Below are 16,422 nucleotides of genomic sequence, written 5' to 3' on the forward strand. Positions count from 1 at the left end.
GGACGACGAGCTTGGACTCGCCGTAGGAGCGGGGCAAGGGACCGTCCTTTTCATAGGTTTTCCTAACGAGAAGAACATATGGATCAGCTCTTGATCGTCACTTGCACCCCACCTACACCGCACGTGACAACTGGCCGTAAAGCCACGGCGGTCTCATGCGAAGGCGCCGCCTCGGATGTGGTCAGGAGGGGATCGTCGCCGGCGTGAGTGCCTGCGCGGGTTGGGTGACAGCCAGCTTGCGGGCCAGGCGGAGCCGGTACGCGTCCAGCACCACGGCGACCAGGATCACCAGCCCGGTGATGATCTGCCGTTCGAAGTCGGAGACGCCCATGAGCAGCAGCCCGTTGGTGAGCACGCCGAGCAGACATGCCCCGAGGAACGTGCCGACCATGGAGCCGCGCCCGCCCATCAGACTGGCTCCGCCGATGACCACGGCGGCGATCGCGTTGAGCTCGTAGCCCTGGCCCAGGATCGGGCTGGCGATGTTGAGCCTGGCCATGTACAGGATGGCCGCGATGCCCACGGTCAAACCGGCGATCATGAAGGCGGCGATCTTGATGCGGGAGGTCTTGTGGCCGGACAGGCGGACGGCTTCCTCGTTGTTGCCGGTGGCGTAGATCAGCCGCCCGAAGACGGTGCGCGACAGCACGAACCAGCCGGCCCCTGCCAGCAGCAGCGCCACCCAGAACACCGCGGGGATGCCCATCAGCGTGAGGGTGCCGAAGTCGTTGAGCGCGGCAGGCAGGTTGTAGATGGTGGCCGCGTTGGTATACCGTTCGGCGCCGCCGCGCGCGATGTTGAGCATGGCCAGGGTGACGATGAACGACGGCACCCGCCACTGTTCTGACACGAACCCGTTGACCCAGCCGACCAAGCCGCCGACGAGCATGCTCACCAGGATCCCGCCTACCAGCGTCAAGGCGGAGCCGGATCCGGCCATCATGGTGCCCGACACGACCGCGCACAGCGCCATCGCCGAGCCGACCGACAGGTCGATGCCGCCGACCAGGATCACGAACGTCATGCCCACGGCGAGCACGGTGTTCAGCGTGATCTGGGTCATGATGTTGCGCAGGTTCTGCTCGGTCGCGAAGTTCGGTGCGAGGATGACGAAGAAGCCCGCGAGCACTACCAAGGCGACGCCGATGCCGGCTTCGCCGAGCACGAGCCTTTTGATCATTGTGTTTCACCGTTCTTGAGGTAGCCCGAGTAGGCCAGCGTGAGGATGCGCTCGGCGTCGAAGTCCGCCCGGGTGACCTCTCCGGCGATCTTGCCCCGGGAGAAGACCAGGACGCGGTCGCAGATGCCCATCAGCTCCGGCAGGTCCGAGGAGACGACGAGCAGGGCCTTGCCCTCTGCGACCAGGCCGAGCAGTAGCTCGTGGATCTCGTACTTGGCGCCGACGTCGATGCCGCGGGTGGGCTCGTCCACGATCAGGATGTCGGATCCGGCGTTGAGCCACTTGGCCAGCACGACCTTCTGCTGGTTGCCGCCCGACAGGGTACGTACGTGCTGGCCGACGCCCGAGGAGCGCAGGTGCAGGCGCCGCCCGAGGGCCTCGGCGAGCGAGCGTTCCTGACCGAAGCGCACCAGGAGTCCACGCAGCTTGGCGAGGGTGACGTTGGCGCTGATCGGCAGGTCGAGGACCAGACCCTGCGACTTGCGGTCCTCGGTGAGCAAGCTGATGCCGTGCCGTACGGCGTCCTTGGGATGCCGGATGTGTACCTTCTCGCCGTAAAGCTCGATTTTTCCGGACAAGGCGGGGTCGGCGCCGAAGATCGCGCGCATCGCCTCGGTACGGCCGGAGCCGACCAGCCCGGCGAGGCCCACGACCTCGCCGCGCCGTACCGAGAAGGAGAGCGGCCCTTCGAAGCCCGCGACCTTGAGATCGCGCACCTTCAGCGCCACCTCGCCCAGCGCCGTCGGCGGCTTGGCCGGGTACTCCTGCGACAGGTCGCGCCCCACCATCAGCCTGACCAGGTCGGGCGCGGTCACGTCGGCCATCTCGCGGGTCTCGATGCTGCGTCCGTTGCGCAGCACGGTGACCCGGTCGGCCAGCTCCAGCACCTCCTGCAGGTGGTGGGAGATGTAGACGATGGCCACGCCGCGTTCGCGCAATGCCCGCAGGATGTCGAACAGGCGTCCCGCCTCGCGCGAGGTGAGCGTGGCGGTCGGCTCGTCCATGATCAGCAGCTTGCTGTCGGTGGAGATCGCCTTCGCGATCTCCACCAGCTGCATCTGCGCGATGCCGAGCCGCTCGACCAGGGTGTCGGGCGAGACATCCAGCCCGATCTCGGTCAACAGCCGCGCGGCGTCCATGCGCAGCCGCTTCCTGTCGACGACGCCCGCCGTGCGCGGCAGTTCGCGCAGGAACAGGTTCTCCGCCACGGTGAGGTAGGGCAGCAGCGCCAGCTCCTGGTGAACCACCGAGATCCCGGCGGCCAGACCGTCGGCCGCATTGGCGGGGGTGTAGGGCGCACCGTCGAAGGTCATCGTGCCGCCGTCCGGCGCGTGGATCCCGGCCAGGGCCTTGACCAGCGTGGATTTGCCCGCGCCGTTCTCGCCCACGAGGGCGTGGATCTCGCCTGCGCGGATGTCGAGGTCGACCCCGTCGAGCGCCACCACACCGGGGAAGCGCTTGACGAGGCCGCTGACCGTCATCATCCGACGTTGTCCTTGGTGATGAGCTTGATCTCGGTCTTCTGCCAGCCGCCGAAGTTCTCGCCGGCGATCATCTTCATGGCGTAGTCGATGCCGTTGGAGGCCTGCTGCGCGCCGTACTGGTCGAGGGTGGACACGACGGAGCCGTCCTTGACGTACTGGGCGATGGCCGGGATGTTGTCGAACGCGGCGACCTTGATCTGGCCCTTCTTGCCCTGCTCCTCGATCGCCTTCAACGCGCCGAGCGCCATGTTGTCGTTGCCGGCCAGCACGCCCTTGATGTTCGGGTGCGCGCTGAGCATGTTGCCGAAGACGGTGTGCGCTTCGTCGGTCTCCCAATGCGCGGTCTTGGCGTCGACGAGCTTGAGCCCGCCCTCCTTGATCGCGTCCTCGAAGCCGGCCTTGCGCTGGGTGGCGTTGGCCGCGCCGGGGTTGCCTTCCAGGATGACGACCTCGGCGTCCTTGCCGACGGCCTTGACCAGCTCCATGCCCGACTGCTTGGCGCCCTCGCGGTTGTCGGGGCCGACGAAGGGCACCTTGTCGCCGATGCCGGCGGCCTTCATCGCACCCTCGTCGAGCTGGACGTCGATGTTGACGACCTTCACACCCGCGTCGACGGCGCGCTTGATCGGCGCGACCAGCGCGCGGGAGTCCGCAGGAGCGATGACGACCGCCTTGGCCTGCTGGGTGACGCACTTCTCGACGGCGGCGACCTGGTTGTCGATGTCGGTCTCGTTCTGGATGCCGACGACGCTGAGCGTGAGGTCGCCGCGCTTGGCGGCGTGCTCCTCGGCGCCCTTCTGCATCTGCTGGAAGAACTCGTTGGCCAGCGACTTCATCACCAGGCAGATGCCCGGCTTCTCGCCCGGCTTGGGGGCGGCGGCGGTCTGGCCGGTGGTGGTGCCGCCCTCCTTGCCGCAGGCGGTCAGCGCGAGGGCCAGACCGGCCACGGCGACGATCTTCTTGTTCATTCGGTGTTTCTCCTTCAGAAGGGAACGCCCGCTTGGAGGACGACGTTCGCGTACGGCGTCGCCTCGCCGGTCCGCACGACTGCGCGGGCCCGGCCGGTGAGCTCTTTGAGCTGGGTGTGAGGAATGCGTTCTGTTCTTGTCAGCAGGCCGTCGAGGAAGCCGGGCGGCGACTCCTCGGCGACATAGGCGGTCTCGACGACGAGCTCGCCGAGCACCGCTTCGAGTACGGGTAGGAAGGCGGGCTCGCCCCTGCGCCAGACGAGGTCGACCGTCTCGACGCCGGGCGGGACGGGCAGGCCGGGGTCGGCCACCACGATGAGGTCGGTGTGTCCCGCCGCGGACAGGATCTGCAGCAGGCGGGGATGCCAGAGGCCGTCATGACGCACGGGCGAGCAGCCTTTCCACTTGATCGCCGGTGGGCATGGGGGCTTGGGCCCCGTGGCCGGTGGTGGCCAGCGCGCCGGCCGCGCAGGCCCGCCGTACAGCCTGGTCGAGGGGCAGGCCGGCCGCGTGGGCGAGCGCGAGTTGCGCGCAGAAGGTGTCCCCGGCGCCGACCGCGTCCACCGCGGGCACCGGGAAGGAGGGCACCTGGCAGGCGCCGGAGGCGTCCTGGCCGCGCGCCCCGTGCTCGCCCAACGTCACCACCGCGGCGCGCGGCCCGAGTGCGAGCAGCGCGGCGGGGTCGGTGTCGCCGCACAGGGCGGCGGCCTCGCCCTCGTTGACGATCAGCAGGTCCACCTGGGTGAGCAGCTCCTCAAGACCCTGCGTGTACGGCGCGGCGTTGAGGATCACCGGCACGCCGTGCGCCCTGGCTTGACGGGCGGCGGCGAGGCAGGCGGCCACCGGGATCTCCAACTGCAGCAGGAGCGCGTCGGCGCCGGTGAGATCGAGGTCCGTGAGGCGGAGCAGCCCGTTGGCGCCCCTGGCGACGGTGATCATGTTCTCGCCGCCGTCCTCGACCACGATCATCGCCAGCCCGGTGGCGGCGGGCGCCTGCCGTACGCCCGAGACGTCCACGCCCTCGCGCGCCACGGCGGCGAGCAGCTCGCGGCCCAGCGCGTCGTCGCCGACCTGGCCCACCAGGCGGACCCGCGCGCCCAGCCGGGCGGCGGCCACCGCCTGGTTGGCGCCCTTGCCTCCGGCGGCCCGCACCGCGGCGGCGCCCGCGACCGTCTCGCCCCTGCCGGGCAGGCGCGTCACCGGAACCGTGAGATCCATGTTGAGACTGCCGACGACGACCAGCTCCAGCTCACGCATCGTCGAGCCCGCCGACCGGGTCAGGGCAGCCGCATGAGCCGCGCCTGATCAGCATGGCGGACAGGACGACACGTTCGCCTCCCGATGAGTCACCGATCTGTGCCATCAGCAGCTCCACCGCGCGCCTGGCCATTACCTCGATCGGCTGGCGCATGGTGGTGAGCGCGGGCACGGTGTAGGAGGAGGCGGCGACGCCGTCGAACGAGCACAGCGCGACGTCGCCGGGCACGCTCAGCCCCAGCTCGGCTGCGGCGCGCATGACGCCGATCGCCTGCTCGTCGCTGGTCACGAAGAGCGCGGTGGGCCGGTCCTCCTGCGACAGAAGGCGGCGGCCGCTGAGATAACCCTGCCGCCGCCCGAACGGACCATGGGCCAGCGGCATCGAGGCCGGGTCGAGGCCGGCTTCGGTCAGCGCCCGCGACCAGCCGGCGACACGGTCGACGGTCGGATGGATGTTCTCCGGCCCCGCCACGCAGCCGATACGCCGCTGCCCGTGCGCGAGCAGGTGGCCGGTCGCCTCGTACGCACCGCCCTCGTTGTCGAGAAGCAGGTGGCTGGCCGGGGCGTCGTCGAGCGCGCGGTCGAGCACGATGCACGGCACCTTGGAGGCGGCCAGCTGGGACCGCCAGGCGTGCGGGCCGTGGGCGGGAATCAGGATCAGCCCGTCGACCTGGCGGTCGATCAGGGTCCGCACGTAGGCGGCCTCGCGATCGTCGTCGTCCATCGCGTTGCCGAGCAGCAGCGTCAGGCCGTGCTCGAAGGCGACGTCCTCGATCTCGCGGGCCAGCTCGGCGAAGAAGGGGTTGGCGTTGTCGGGGACGACGAGCCCGATGGTGTGCGTGCGGCTGGTACGCAACGAGCGGGCGACGGCGTTCGGCCGGTAGCCGAGCTCGTCGATCGCGCGCAGCACCCGTTCGCGGGTGTGCGGGGCGACATTCCTCGGCCCGTTGTTGAGCACGTAGCTGACGACGGCGTCTGAGGTGCCGGCCAGCCGCGCCACATCGCGGCGTGTGACCACTAGCAAGTCCCATCTACTCGTGTTGATGCAGTATTCGGCCAGAGAATCCGCAGGAGCAACTCGTGTAGATGAGTCGTTACTAATCTGTTATCGCCAGGTTTCAGGATGGCCACAAACAGCGGTCTGAGGTTGTGCGCCGACCTGCTGATTTCGTACATTGCATCTTTTTCGTACGGCAGCGCGCGGAGTCTGCGCAGGTCAGGCGGTTCTGGAAGCTACGCGGTGGGCGCACGATTCTGCTCGGAGGAGGGAGTCGGCGCGGCCAAGGCGTACCGGATCAAGGGAGCCGCCTGAAGAGTCCAGGCATGCGGGATGCCCGCATGCCTGGGTACTGCCGTCGGCGCCCGGCCGGACGGCCGGCCATCGAATTCAGCCGCCGCGCCTGGCCTGGCTGGGCGATCCGGCCTTTGTCGAACTTCGGACAGATGCCCGGGCGGGTAGGAGATGCACCCGGAGTGAGATAGTCGTCGACGCGAAGAGCCTCAACCCGTCGGGCACAGGACGGCTTGGCCGGCTTTGATCATTTCGGGGATGATGGCGTCGTCGGTGGTGCTCCGCGTGACGGAGATCTCGAACTGCCGTCGGCCATCGGTCGAGTAAAGGATCAGTGTGGTGTAGCCGAGTCCCGAGCCGCCCTGCATGTTCAGATTTTCTTCGCACTTCTCCGTGCCCTGCCGCGCGCTGCCGCTGCCATCGCCGTCGGCTGACCCACCGGCAGAGCCACCGGCGAGGACCTTCCGCAGCGACGGTGGCAGCAGCCTGCCCTGGTCGAAGGCCCGCTGGAAGATGCTGACGTCACGCGTGGTCGAGACGACATTGCCGGCGCCAAAGCCCCAGCTGGCGTTGGCGCGGTGCATGTCGCGCAGAGTGCCGGTGGAGTCAGCGTAATAGCCGTGCCCGTGCGGGCCCTTGATGCCCTCCGGGGGCTTGGTGAGCGCGTAGGTCCGGGTCATGCCAAGCGGGCGGAACAGGCGCCGGTCGAGTTCGTCGGCCAGGGTGTGACCTGTCACCTGCTCGATGAGCATGCCGATGAGGGTGTAGTTGGTGTTGGAGTAGGTGAACTTCTCACCCGGCTCGCCGGTGCGCGGCAAGCCGCGCGTCGTCTCCACGATGTCGATGGGCCGGTAGTAGGTGGTGAAGTCGAAGACGTCGAACGCCGGTTCGGTCGAGCCGCTCCGGGACCACCAGTCGGGGATGCCGGAGGTGTGCTGGATCAGTTGCTGGACGGTGATCTCGCCGGCTCGTTCCACCAGCCCGTCGGCGGCCACCTCCGGCAGCCGGTCAGCGAGTTTGTCGTCCAGGCCGAGCTTGCCCTTCTCGACGAGTTGGAGGAGCACGGTGGCCACCATCGCCTTGGTCTGTGAGCCGATGTAGAAGCGGGAGTCGGCCGGGATCGTGCCGCCTTCGCCGTTGAGCAGCCGCGACCCGGCGGTGCCCTGGCCGGCGGCCTTGCCGTCCACGTACGCGCCGCCGATCGCGCCCACGACGCCGGGCGTCTTGGCGAGGTTCTCCATGGCCTGCTGGGCGTCGCCGACCGCGGCGGCGCCGGCGGCGCTGGCGGCCGTCGCGGGCGAGGCGGTGGCCAGCAGCAGGGCTGCCGCGGTCGCGGCGGCAACAGACATGCGCTTCAAGACAACAACTCCTTCGAGGTGACGACAAGGGGTCAACAAGGCGCGGGCGGATCACGCGATGACCTGTCGTGCCGTCTCGCCGATGGACGCCACGGAGGCGTCGGAGATGCCAGGGATCACCATCAACAACACGCGTGACACGCCGCCGGGTCTCGCAGCACACTCGGCAACTCGCCCGCCGGTCAACCGCGATCCACTGTCGACCAGCCGTGTCGCCATCTTGTCCGCGCCGTGTCATGGTCAAGTCACGGTCGCAGTTGCGCCGGCCACCACCCTTCAGTTTCATGCGCCTGACGCGACCTGGGTGTCCGACGACTGGCCGCCATGCCGGCTCGTACTGAAGTCCGGCTTCGTCGACCGCGCCAACCAGGCCACGCTCAGAGCGGTGCTGGCCACCACCACGGACAGGCGGCCCGCAGGCGTGTACGACGAGGTGCGCACCACCCTCTACCAGGGTCGACAGATCCTCCAGCGATGACCGGTACTACACCATCGTGGATGACCTCCGCCTGTCGAACTGGGGGATGAAGGCGCGTGTCCCGGCTAGCTGATCCCGAGGCATGGGAAGATCCATGACCTGCGCTGCCCCAGATAAGTGAGACAGTCCGACAGCGAGCTTGTCTCATCGATCATGAGGCAAGTCGTCAGAATGCTTGTGCGAGACCTGGATCTTTCGGTGATAGCGATCTGGGGGTTCAGTAACGCGCGAGGGTCTTTCGGCTGATATGGCGGTATGCGCCTGCCTCAGACGTTTCGCCGCCGCGGCGGTACCACCAGAGTGCCCGCGCTGCGGGAACCGCGCCCGGCCGCATGGTGGATCGCCCCGGCCGCGCTGGTCGTAGTCGGCACGGTGTACACGGTGGCATGGTGGCTGCTGGCCGGGCTGCCCACGGTGCCGACACCGCAGCAGGCGGCCGAGACGGCCGCGCGCAGCGAGATCATCCGTACCGCGCTGGCGGCCGGCGCCGGTGTGGGCGCGGCCATCACGCTGATGCTGGCCTTCCGCCGCCAGCGCCACCAAGAGATGTCCGCGCACCTCACCGCTTACGACGCGACCGAGCGGCGGGTGACCGAGCTGTACACCAAGGCCGCCGAGCAGCTCGGCCACGACAAGGCCGCAGTCCGGCTGGCCGGGCTGTACGCGCTGGAACGACTGGCCCAGGACAACCCCGGCCACCGGCAGACCATCGTCAACGTGATCTGCGCCTACCTGCGGATGCCCTACACCCCACCCGAGCCGCCCGACCCCGAGCAGGCCCGCCGCCAGACGCTGCGGGACGCCGCCCGCCGCTACCGCGCCGCCGACCGCACCACCATCGGCACGGCGCCGGTTTCCCCCGGCGCCGATCCGGAAAACGAGCGCCAGGTGCGCCTCACCGCGCAGCGCATCCTCCCCGACCACCTCCGCGACAACCGCTCACCCCATGAGCGAGCGACCACCGCCCCGCCTGAACAGTTCTGGCACGACATCCGCATCGACTTGACCGGGGCGCTGCTGATCGACTTCGACTTCGCCTACTGTCGCACCGCGCAGGCGGTGTTCCATCGGGCGACCTTCTTCGGGGACGCCAAGTTCCTTGGGGCGACCTTTTTCGGGGGTGCACGGTTTGCCGGGGCAACCTTCTCCATGAACGCCAACTTCGGCGGGGCGACCTTCATCGGGACCGCCGGGTTCGGTGGGGTGACCTTCGCCGGGGGCGCCAGATTCGCCGGGGCGAACCTTGGCATCGCCGAGTTCGCCGGGGCGACCTTCTCCATGAACGCCAACTTCGCCCAGGCGGACTTCTCCAGCGGGGCCGGGTTCGTCGGGACGACGTTCTCCGGGGACGCCGGGTTTGCCCAGGTGACCTTCAACGGGGGCGCCGAGTTCGCCCAGGCGACCTTTTCCGGGGGCGCCCGGTTTACCGGGGCGACCTTCTCCATGAACGCCGACTTCGGTGGGGCGACCTTCTCCGGGGGCGCCGAGTTCGGCGGGGCGACCTTCTTCACGGACGCCAACTTCGGCGGGGCGGCCTTCAAGGAAGGGGTTGATCTTGCCGGGGCGCAGGTGGCGCAGGCGCCGGGCGCGCAATTGGTCTGGCCAGCGGGCTGGCGGGTGGCGTCCGGCGCGGACGGCGTCAGGGTGCTGGAGCGAAAGGGCGAGCCGCCGCCAGCCGCTGAGACGGTGCCACTGGAGAAACCGCACGACTGATCGGACGCGCGAGAAGTTGCGGCATTGAACGACTTATGAGCCTTCGTGCCGCAGCCCGTGCTGCCGCGCAAGTGGCCCGTCACGCAACGTTGGCCGGGTGACTGGCCCAGCTTCGGACGCCGCTCCCGGCAACCGGTGAAACCGGCCGAGGGTGCCGTGAAACCGGCGCCCCCGAGAGTGAAGCCATGAGCATCACAGAACTCGGACGTACCGGGGGCGGCCCGGCCTCCGGCGGAGGAACCGATCTGGCCGTACGTGCGCAAGGGCTTGCCAAGACGTTCGGCGAGCACCGCGCCGTCGACGGGATCGACCTGAACGTACGCCCCGGTGAGATCTTCGGCGTCCTCGGCCCGAACGGCGCCGGCAAGACCACCATGCTGCGGATGCTGGCCACCTTGTTGAAGATCGACGCGGGCCGTGCCGAGATCTTCGGGGTCGACGTGGCCGGCAACCCGCACATGATCCGCCAGCTGGTCGGCGTCACCGGACAGTACGCATCGGTCGACGAGAACCTGACCGCCCGCGAGAACCTCTGGCTCTTCAGCCGCCTGCAGGGCATCGCCGCGCCGCGCGCCCGGCGCATCGCCGTCGAATTGCTGGGCCAGTTCGGCCTGGAGGAGGCCGCCGACAGACCGATCGCGCAGTTCTCCGGTGGCATGCGCCGGCGCCTCGACCTGGCGGCCAGCCTGATCACCAGGCCACCGCTGATCTTCCTCGACGAGCCGACCACCGGTCTCGATCCGCGCACTCGCGGCCAGATGTGGGACACCATCCGCGGTCTGGTCGCTGAGGGCTGCACAGTACTGCTGACCACGCAATATCTGGACGAGGCCGATCAGCTCGCCGATCGTGTCGCCGTCATCGACCATGGCCGCAAAGTCGCCGAGGGCACGCCCGACGAGCTGAAGACCGCGGTCGGCAACTCCACACTCCAGTTGCTGCTCGCCGAGCCGGGCGAGGTACCCGCCGCGGTGGAGGTCGTACGGCGCGTCCTCGGCTCCGACCCGGTACTCAGCCCGGAGCAGGGCCGCCTCAACGTCGCCCTCGACCAGGCCGACCTGGCCGCGGACGTACTGATCGCACTGCGTACCGCCGGGGTGTCGATCTCCTCGGTGAGCGTGGCCAAGCCCAGCCTGGACGAGGTGTTCCTCGCCCTCACCGGCCACAAGACGGACAGCGACGACCGGACAAGAACGGACGAGACCGGCACGAAGGAGAACCGATGAGCACCATGACCGCACCCGCCCGCGAGGCGGTCCGGGCCGCCGACCGCGTGGCGGCCGCCCGGCGGCGCGTCTCCACGGGGGAGACGATCGTCCAGACCCTGACGATGGCGTGGCGGGCGCTCAAGAAGATGCGCCGCAACCCGGAGCAGTTCTTCGACGTGGCGCTGCAGCCCATCCTGTTCACCGCGATGTTCGCCTTCATCTTCGGTGGCGCCATCGCCGGCGACGTGGAGAGCTATCTCCCCCTGATGATCCCCGGCATCCTCGCCCAGACCGTACTGACGACGTGCATGGCCACGGGCACGCAACTCCGCGAGGACATGGAGAAGGGCGTCTTCGACCGGTTCAAGTCGTTGCCGATCGCCCGGATCGCGCCGCTCGCCGGCCCCATGGTGGCCGACCTGCTGCGCTACACGATCGCGGCCACTCTGACCTTTGGCATGGGCCTGGTGATGGGCTACCGCCCAGGCGGCGGAGTGGGCGGCGTGCTCGCCGCGATCCTGCTGGCGATCATCACGGGCTGGTCGCTGGCCTGGGTCTTCACGTGGGTAGGCACGATCGCCCGGAGCGCCCAGGCCGTCCAGAGCATCTCCATGATGATCTTGTTCCCGCTGACGTTCCTGTCGAACGCGTTCGTCCCCGTCGAGACCCTGCCCGGCTGGCTGGCCGCGTTCGTCCGGATCAACCCGGTCTCACACCTGGTCACGGCCGCCCGCGACCTCGCCAACAGCGCCCTCGTCAGCGCAGAGGTGGCCTGGACGCTCCTGGCGTGCGTGATCGTCATCGCGATCTTCGCGCCGCTGTCGGTACGCAGCTACAAGCGGCACATGTGACCCGCCCCCGTCACGACCGGAGACCCGCTCGACGAGACCGCGCGCCTCGTCGAGCAGGTCGGAGCCGCGCCGATCGCCGTATTCGGCCCGCAAGGAGGCAATCATCCCGGGCGCGGCCCGCTCCGCGTACGGTTCGATCCGCTCGAAGCTCATGCAGGGCATGTTGCCGCTGTACGCAAACCGCTCGGCCAGCACCAGCAACCTGATCGCGTCGCGGGGGGCCATGGCTCCCCGCAGCAGCCCCCAGGCGCCGAGCCCGAACAGCATCGAGCCGCACATCGGGTAGTCGAGGATGGGGTTTTCCGCGGCCAGCAGGTCGTAGCCCCGGGCGGTGGCGAACAACTCCTCGCCGTACCGGACGTCCTCCGGCGAGGCGTGGTACGCGTACGCCGTCAGGGTGACCGCCTCCGCCATCATCGTCCACGGCATGAGTTCCGTCTGCGCCACGCCGGGCAGGCGCAGGTCGCGCGCCCGCTGGACGGCCAGGCGGTATTCCGCGAGCGCGGCGGCCGTCTCACCGCGAGCGAGGGCGAGCTCGGCCGCGCACAACGAGACGATCGCCACCCCGCCGAGCACTGCCTCGTTGTCGTTGATCCGGGTGATCTCGGCGAGCTCGGCCGCCGCGGTGTCGAGGTCGCCGTCGGCGAGCGCGGAGACCAGGAGCAGCGAGCGGAGCTGGCTCTCATCGTCTGTGGTGCCGAGCCGGCTCAGCACCGGGATGGCGATCCGCGCGTGTCCGACCGCCCGCCGGCGATCGCCGAGTTGCATGACCAGGTGGGCCAGCAGGGCGTGCATGATCGCGGCGAACCACGGCCCCTCGTCCTCGCGGAGCATCGTCAGGGTTCGCTCGGCGGCCTCGATCGCCCCGGTCACGTCTCCCGAGTTCTCCAAGACGTGGACGCTCGTCTGCATCGCCGCCAAGGCCACGTCACGGTCGACACTCCGGCACAACTCCGCCAGTCGGCGGCGCACGTCGGCGCCATCGGGCGCGTCGCACGCGAGCACCACCATGGCCATCGCCGCCAGGCGGGGATCCGTCGTGTCACTGGTGGGCAGCGTACGGAGGAGATCGCGCAGCGGATCGCCGCTGCGGTCGGTGACGATCATGATGTTCGCGAGTGTGATCAGCATGGCGCCCCTGGTCACCTCGACGAGGTACGGCGGCGGCACCCAGCCGGTGATCACCTGGGCGATCGCGTCCCGGTGAACGAACACCCGGGAGTGGTCACCACGGATCGACCACAGCCCGCCGACGCCTGCCAGCAACTGGACCATCGTGACGGGATCGGGCTCGCCGAGAGCCTGCCGGAGCAGTTCGGCGAGGTTGCCCTCCTCGGCGTGCAACGCGTCGGCCGCCGCGAACTGCGCCGGGCTGAACAGGGCGGAGGCGTGTTCGAGGGCGTACGCTGTCGCCCAGGCCCGCTGCGCCGCCCGGGCGGGCGCCTCCTCACCGGCCTCCTTCAGCCGCATCCGCCCGAACTCCCTGACGGTCTCCAGCATCCGGTAGCGGAGGCCGTACGTCGTCTCGTGGACGCTCAGCATCGACTGCTCGGTCAGCGCGTCAACGGCGCACAGGGCGTCCGGGCCGAGTACATGCTCGGCCGTCGCCAGCGTGAAACCATCACCGAACACCGACAACCACCGCAATGCCCGCCGTTCTGGCTCCTCCAGCAGATTCCATGACCAGTCGATTACCGCGAGCAGCGTCTGGTGCCGGTCGGGGGCCGTACGGTTCCCTCCACGCAGTAGGGCGAACCGGTCCGCCAGGCGCCGCGCGATCTCCTCCACCGACATCACCCGCACTTTGGCCGCGGCCAGCTCGATCGCGAGCGGCAACCCGTCGAGGCGGGCGACGACCTCCTCGACCACTCCCTCGTCGATCCGCACACCCGGTCGGGCGGCCGTGGCGCGCTGGCGGAACAACTCCACCGCGTCGCCCGTGGGCAGCTCACCGAGCAGGTAGACGCGTTCGGCGGGGATCGACAAGGGGGCGCGCGAGGTGATGAGCACCCGCAGGTCGCGGGTCGTCACGGTCAGGAACGCCACCAGGTCGGCGACGGCCTCGATCACGTGCTCGCAGTTGTCCAGGATCAGCAGCGCCGGGGCCTGATCGAGATGTTGGGCGATCCGGGCGCGAACGTCTGAGCGCTGCTCAGCGGTCAGGACCCGACGCCCGCTGACCGAATCCCGAACCCCGAGCGCCGAACCAACCTCACCCACCACGCCCTCCGGCGAGGACACGCCGACGAGCTCGACGAAGTGAGCGACGGGCTGCGCGACGTCTCTGCCGACGACATGAGCCAGCCGCGTCTTGCCCAGCCCACCAGGGCCGACGATGGAGACCACCCGGTTGGTCTGTAGCAGGGCGTGCACCGCACGGATGTCGCCGTCGCGGCCGAGCAACGAGGAGCCGTCGAAAAGGATGCCGGCACGCACCGGCCGATCCGCGATGAGGAGTTCGGCGTACACGCGGGCGAGCTCAGGCCCTGGTCCGGTGCCGAGCCGCGCCACCAGGCCCGTGCGATACCGCTCGTAGCGCTCCAGAGCAGCGGCGGCACCTCGTACGGCGGCCTCGCTCCGCAGCAGGCAGACCAGCAGCTCCTCGTCGTGCGGCCAATCGACCGCGGCCTCCTCCAGCAGCGACAGCGCGGCCTCGTGAGCGCCGCTCCGGCCCCGCGCGATCGCCGCCACCCGCCGCGCCTCAGCCACCCACTTCGCCGCCATGCCCCTCAGCTCGGCTAGCGCGCCCGTGGCACCATCCGAGCCCCTCAGCTCGGCAAGCCCGCCCATGACACCATCCGAGCCCCTCAGCTCGGCAAGCCCGCCCATGACACCATCCGAGCCGCCGGCCACGAGAGCCATGGCCTCTTCGGAGCGGCGACGCGCGAGCGCCACGTCGTCCTCGCCCAGTGCGGCCCGCGCCTCCTTCACCAGCGCGCCGACCAGCAGCGCGTCCACCTGATCGGCGGCCAGCCCAAGCCGGTAGCCGCGCGACATCCGCACCACGACATCGGCATGGGTCGCCGCCCTGGTCCGCGAGACGACCACCTGCAGCGCCTTCGTCGGATTGGCCGGCACCTCGTCGGGCCACAGCTCCTCGACCAGGCGCTCGTCACTGACCCCCGCACGCCCATGCATGGCGAGCATGGACAGCAGGGTCTGCGCACGATCGCCGATTACGGGCACACCCTGCCAGCGGACGCCGTCGAGCAGGACCAGAGCGGGGGACACACCCTCAGCTTACGGACGAGTTAGACGTGGGCGGCGTGACCGCGAGTATCTCCACGTCCTGTACTCGAGGCCGCGTGCTACGGCTTCACCGTCGAACTCCTGGGATGTCTTTCATGAGCCCTCCCACCACGGCTCCACGCCCTCCTCGGCAATGAACTCGAAGAAGTCCATGTTGGCGATCTCCAGGTTGCACGCGATCGACCCGACCATGCGGCAAGGGACGACGGCAGGTTGCCCTGGGGTGTCGTACAGGTCGACGACGGTCAGCGGTCGGCCGGACTCGGCGAAGGTCCGGGCGTCAGCGAGCGCGATCAGCGTGGGGTTCTCCTCAGGCGGCATCAGCGCCGGGACCTGACCGGGCTGAAGTCCCTCGAAGGTCCGGTCGTCGACGACCAGCGCCTCCCACGGGTAGTGATCCGCGTCGACCTCATCCGTGTCGTCCGTGTCATCCGTCTCGTCCGTCTCGTCCGTCTCATCCGCGTACAGGTCCGCGCCGAGCCAGCCGTCCTTGTCCAGCCCGCCCAATTCGTCCAGCAGCACGCGCCAACCCTCCTCGTCGTCGAAGGAGGTGCGGACCAGCATGGCCGCGTCGGTGGAGGGCAGAGCGGGGAAGGACCTGTACGGCGGCACCGTCAGCACGGGGAAGGCCAGCCGGCCGCCGTCCCCTTAGTACATTCCGTACCTGTCCATGTCGCGCACTAGGTCGTCAAACGCGAGCGCGCTGCCCAGCAGGGCGGCCAGGATCTCGCCGAGCCGGGCCGGCGGAACACGTACGCCGCGCCCGGGTACCGTCGCCAAGTCCACCAGCAGGGGCCCATCCCCGCCGTACACCACCGGGGTGTCCGCCAAGACGACGACCGGCGGCACGGGGCCACCGTGCAGGATGAGCGCCGGAACGTTACCGCCGTGCAGGTCATCCCATCCAGGATCCTCGACCAGGCGGAGTCGCATCCCGCTGCCTCCGAGAACGAGCACGTCGCCTTCTTGATGGCCCCCGATCTCGTTGAGCAGCCCGCCCCACGAGGCCTTGCCGTGCTCGTAGCGCGTGGCGACCAACAGCACATCACCGGGCGCCGGCTGGGGAAGCTCGGGACGGGACATGATTCCTCCGAAGGAACGACGCGAAGATCAGGACATTACCGTGGAGGAGGATCCAGACCACCTCGGGAGACGTAGGGCAAGGACGGGATGAGCAGGCTTCCATCTCTGCCACCGTCGCTGCGGCCCCACAAGGCCACATCATCGTCTGCTTCGACCATGACATCGCCGTACTCACCGCAACCCGATCGAGCTGACCATGGCATGGTTCGACAGGACTGTAGCGACCCTCTGTACCGGGCCCTCGACCTCCTTGCCGAGCATGGCCTCAAGCCCTGATCATGTAGGTCCGCCAAGCCGGACAC

The 16,422-nt window shown here is 69.2% G+C and carries 13 protein-coding genes and 1 pseudogene; 4 read left to right on the forward strand and 10 right to left on the reverse strand.

All coding sequences use genetic code 11. The features are described 5' to 3' along the window. Positions 1-181 precede the first annotated feature (181 nt). From ACIBO2_RS18690 to ACIBO2_RS18720, 7 genes are all read right to left on the reverse strand, one after another. The gene (locus ACIBO2_RS18690) at positions 182-1,180 is read right to left on the reverse strand and encodes an ABC transporter permease (RefSeq protein WP_397298076.1); all 999 of its coding nucleotides are present in this window, start codon (positions 1,178-1,180) and stop codon (positions 182-184) included. Continuing rightward, the gene (locus ACIBO2_RS18695) at positions 1,177-2,664 is read right to left on the reverse strand and encodes a sugar ABC transporter ATP-binding protein (RefSeq protein ID WP_358534185.1); all 1,488 of its coding nucleotides are present in this window, start codon (positions 2,662-2,664) and stop codon (positions 1,177-1,179) included. The genes ACIBO2_RS18690 and ACIBO2_RS18695 overlap by 4 nt, the downstream gene beginning before the upstream one ends. After that, complete coding sequence (locus tag ACIBO2_RS18700) at positions 2,661-3,632, reverse strand: sugar ABC transporter substrate-binding protein (protein WP_358534188.1); 972 nt, start codon at positions 3,630-3,632, stop codon at positions 2,661-2,663. The genes ACIBO2_RS18695 and ACIBO2_RS18700 overlap by 4 nt, the downstream gene beginning before the upstream one ends. A gap of 14 nt (positions 3,633-3,646) precedes the next feature. Continuing rightward, positions 3,647-4,018 (reverse strand): RbsD/FucU domain-containing protein, encoded by a 372-nt coding sequence (locus ACIBO2_RS18705; protein WP_358534191.1) that lies wholly within the window; start codon positions 4,016-4,018, stop codon positions 3,647-3,649. Further along, positions 4,008-4,889, reverse strand: coding sequence for a ribokinase (locus tag ACIBO2_RS18710; protein WP_397298079.1), 882 nt, complete (start codon positions 4,887-4,889; stop codon positions 4,008-4,010). The genes ACIBO2_RS18705 and ACIBO2_RS18710 overlap by 11 nt, the downstream gene beginning before the upstream one ends. Beyond that, positions 4,882-5,907, reverse strand: a complete 1,026-nt coding sequence (locus ACIBO2_RS18715) for a LacI family DNA-binding transcriptional regulator (protein WP_358534820.1) — start codon at positions 5,905-5,907, stop codon at positions 4,882-4,884. Before ACIBO2_RS18715 ends, ACIBO2_RS18710 begins: the two co-directional genes overlap by 8 nt. 482 nt (positions 5,908-6,389) lie before the next feature. Beyond that, positions 6,390-7,529: a serine hydrolase domain-containing protein gene (locus ACIBO2_RS18720; protein ID WP_358534822.1), complete on the reverse strand. Its 1,140-nt coding sequence runs from the start codon at positions 7,527-7,529 to the stop codon at positions 6,390-6,392. Positions 7,530-7,620: 91 nt separating this feature from the next. On the opposite strand from ACIBO2_RS18720, the gene ACIBO2_RS18725 reads away from it, so the two are divergent. The 4 genes from ACIBO2_RS18725 (at position 7,621) to ACIBO2_RS18740 (ending at position 11,788) form a co-directional block, all read left to right on the forward strand. Further along, entirely contained in the window at positions 7,621-8,016 is a 396-nt protein-coding gene (locus tag ACIBO2_RS18725) for a hypothetical protein (RefSeq protein WP_397298081.1), read from the forward strand. A gap of 255 nt (positions 8,017-8,271) precedes the next feature. After that, positions 8,272-9,729, forward strand: coding sequence for a pentapeptide repeat-containing protein (locus tag ACIBO2_RS18730; RefSeq protein ID WP_397298083.1), 1,458 nt, complete (start codon positions 8,272-8,274; stop codon positions 9,727-9,729). Positions 9,730-9,914: 185 nt separating this feature from the next. Beyond that, positions 9,915-10,955 carry an ATP-binding cassette domain-containing protein gene (locus tag ACIBO2_RS18735; RefSeq protein WP_397298085.1) on the forward strand — a complete coding sequence of 347 codons (1,041 nt, stop codon included), beginning with the start codon at positions 9,915-9,917 and terminating at the stop codon, positions 10,953-10,955. Further along, on the forward strand, positions 10,952-11,788 hold the full coding sequence (locus ACIBO2_RS18740; protein ID WP_358534206.1) for an ABC transporter permease: 837 nt from the start codon (positions 10,952-10,954) through the stop codon (positions 11,786-11,788). Before ACIBO2_RS18735 ends, ACIBO2_RS18740 begins: the two co-directional genes overlap by 4 nt. Positions 11,789-13,477: 1,689 nt before the next feature. On the opposite strand, the pseudogene ACIBO2_RS18745 reads toward ACIBO2_RS18740, so the two are convergent. The 3 genes and pseudogenes from ACIBO2_RS18745 to ACIBO2_RS18755 all read right to left on the reverse strand — a co-directional run. After that, positions 13,478-14,935: pseudogene (locus ACIBO2_RS18745) on the reverse strand (ATP-binding protein); the annotation flags it as partial. A gap of 195 nt (positions 14,936-15,130) precedes the next feature. Then, positions 15,131-15,649: a DUF6924 domain-containing protein gene (locus ACIBO2_RS18750; RefSeq protein ID WP_358534208.1), complete on the reverse strand. Its 519-nt coding sequence runs from the start codon at positions 15,647-15,649 to the stop codon at positions 15,131-15,133. Between the two features lie 36 nt (positions 15,650-15,685). After that, complete coding sequence (locus tag ACIBO2_RS18755; RefSeq protein WP_358534211.1) at positions 15,686-16,120, reverse strand: DUF6924 domain-containing protein; 435 nt, start codon at positions 16,118-16,120, stop codon at positions 15,686-15,688. Positions 16,121-16,422 lie beyond the last annotated feature (302 nt).

The sequence above is a fragment of the Nonomuraea sp. NPDC050022 genome (genome assembly GCF_044460705.1).
Taxonomy (GTDB): Bacteria; Actinomycetota; Actinomycetes; order Streptosporangiales; family Streptosporangiaceae; genus Nonomuraea.

What these genes read in the sequence shown, in the direction of transcription:
- ACIBO2_RS18690 (WP_397298076.1), bottom strand. Translation starts at nt 1,180, where the DNA reads ATGATCAAAAGGCTCGTGCTCGGCGAAGCCGGCATCGGCGTCGCCTTG.
- ACIBO2_RS18695 (WP_358534185.1), bottom strand. Translation starts at nt 2,664, where the DNA reads ATGATGACGGTCAGCGGCCTCGTCAAGCGCTTCCCCGGTGTGGTGGCG.
- ACIBO2_RS18700 (WP_358534188.1), bottom strand. Translation starts at nt 3,632, where the DNA reads ATGAACAAGAAGATCGTCGCCGTGGCCGGTCTGGCCCTCGCGCTGACC.
- ACIBO2_RS18710 (WP_397298079.1), bottom strand. Translation starts at nt 4,889, where the DNA reads ATGCGTGAGCTGGAGCTGGTCGTCGTCGGCAGTCTCAACATGGATCTC.
- ACIBO2_RS18720 (WP_358534822.1), bottom strand. Translation starts at nt 7,529, where the DNA reads ATGTCTGTTGCCGCCGCGACCGCGGCAGCCCTGCTGCTGGCCACCGCC.
- ACIBO2_RS18725 (WP_397298081.1), top strand. Translation starts at nt 7,621, where the DNA reads ATGGACGCCACGGAGGCGTCGGAGATGCCAGGGATCACCATCAACAAC.
- ACIBO2_RS18730 (WP_397298083.1), top strand. Translation starts at nt 8,272, where the DNA reads ATGCGCCTGCCTCAGACGTTTCGCCGCCGCGGCGGTACCACCAGAGTG.
- ACIBO2_RS18735 (WP_397298085.1), top strand. Translation starts at nt 9,915, where the DNA reads ATGAGCATCACAGAACTCGGACGTACCGGGGGCGGCCCGGCCTCCGGC.
- ACIBO2_RS18740 (WP_358534206.1), top strand. Translation starts at nt 10,952, where the DNA reads ATGAGCACCATGACCGCACCCGCCCGCGAGGCGGTCCGGGCCGCCGAC.
- ACIBO2_RS18755 (WP_358534211.1), bottom strand. Translation starts at nt 16,120, where the DNA reads ATGTCCCGTCCCGAGCTTCCCCAGCCGGCGCCCGGTGATGTGCTGTTG.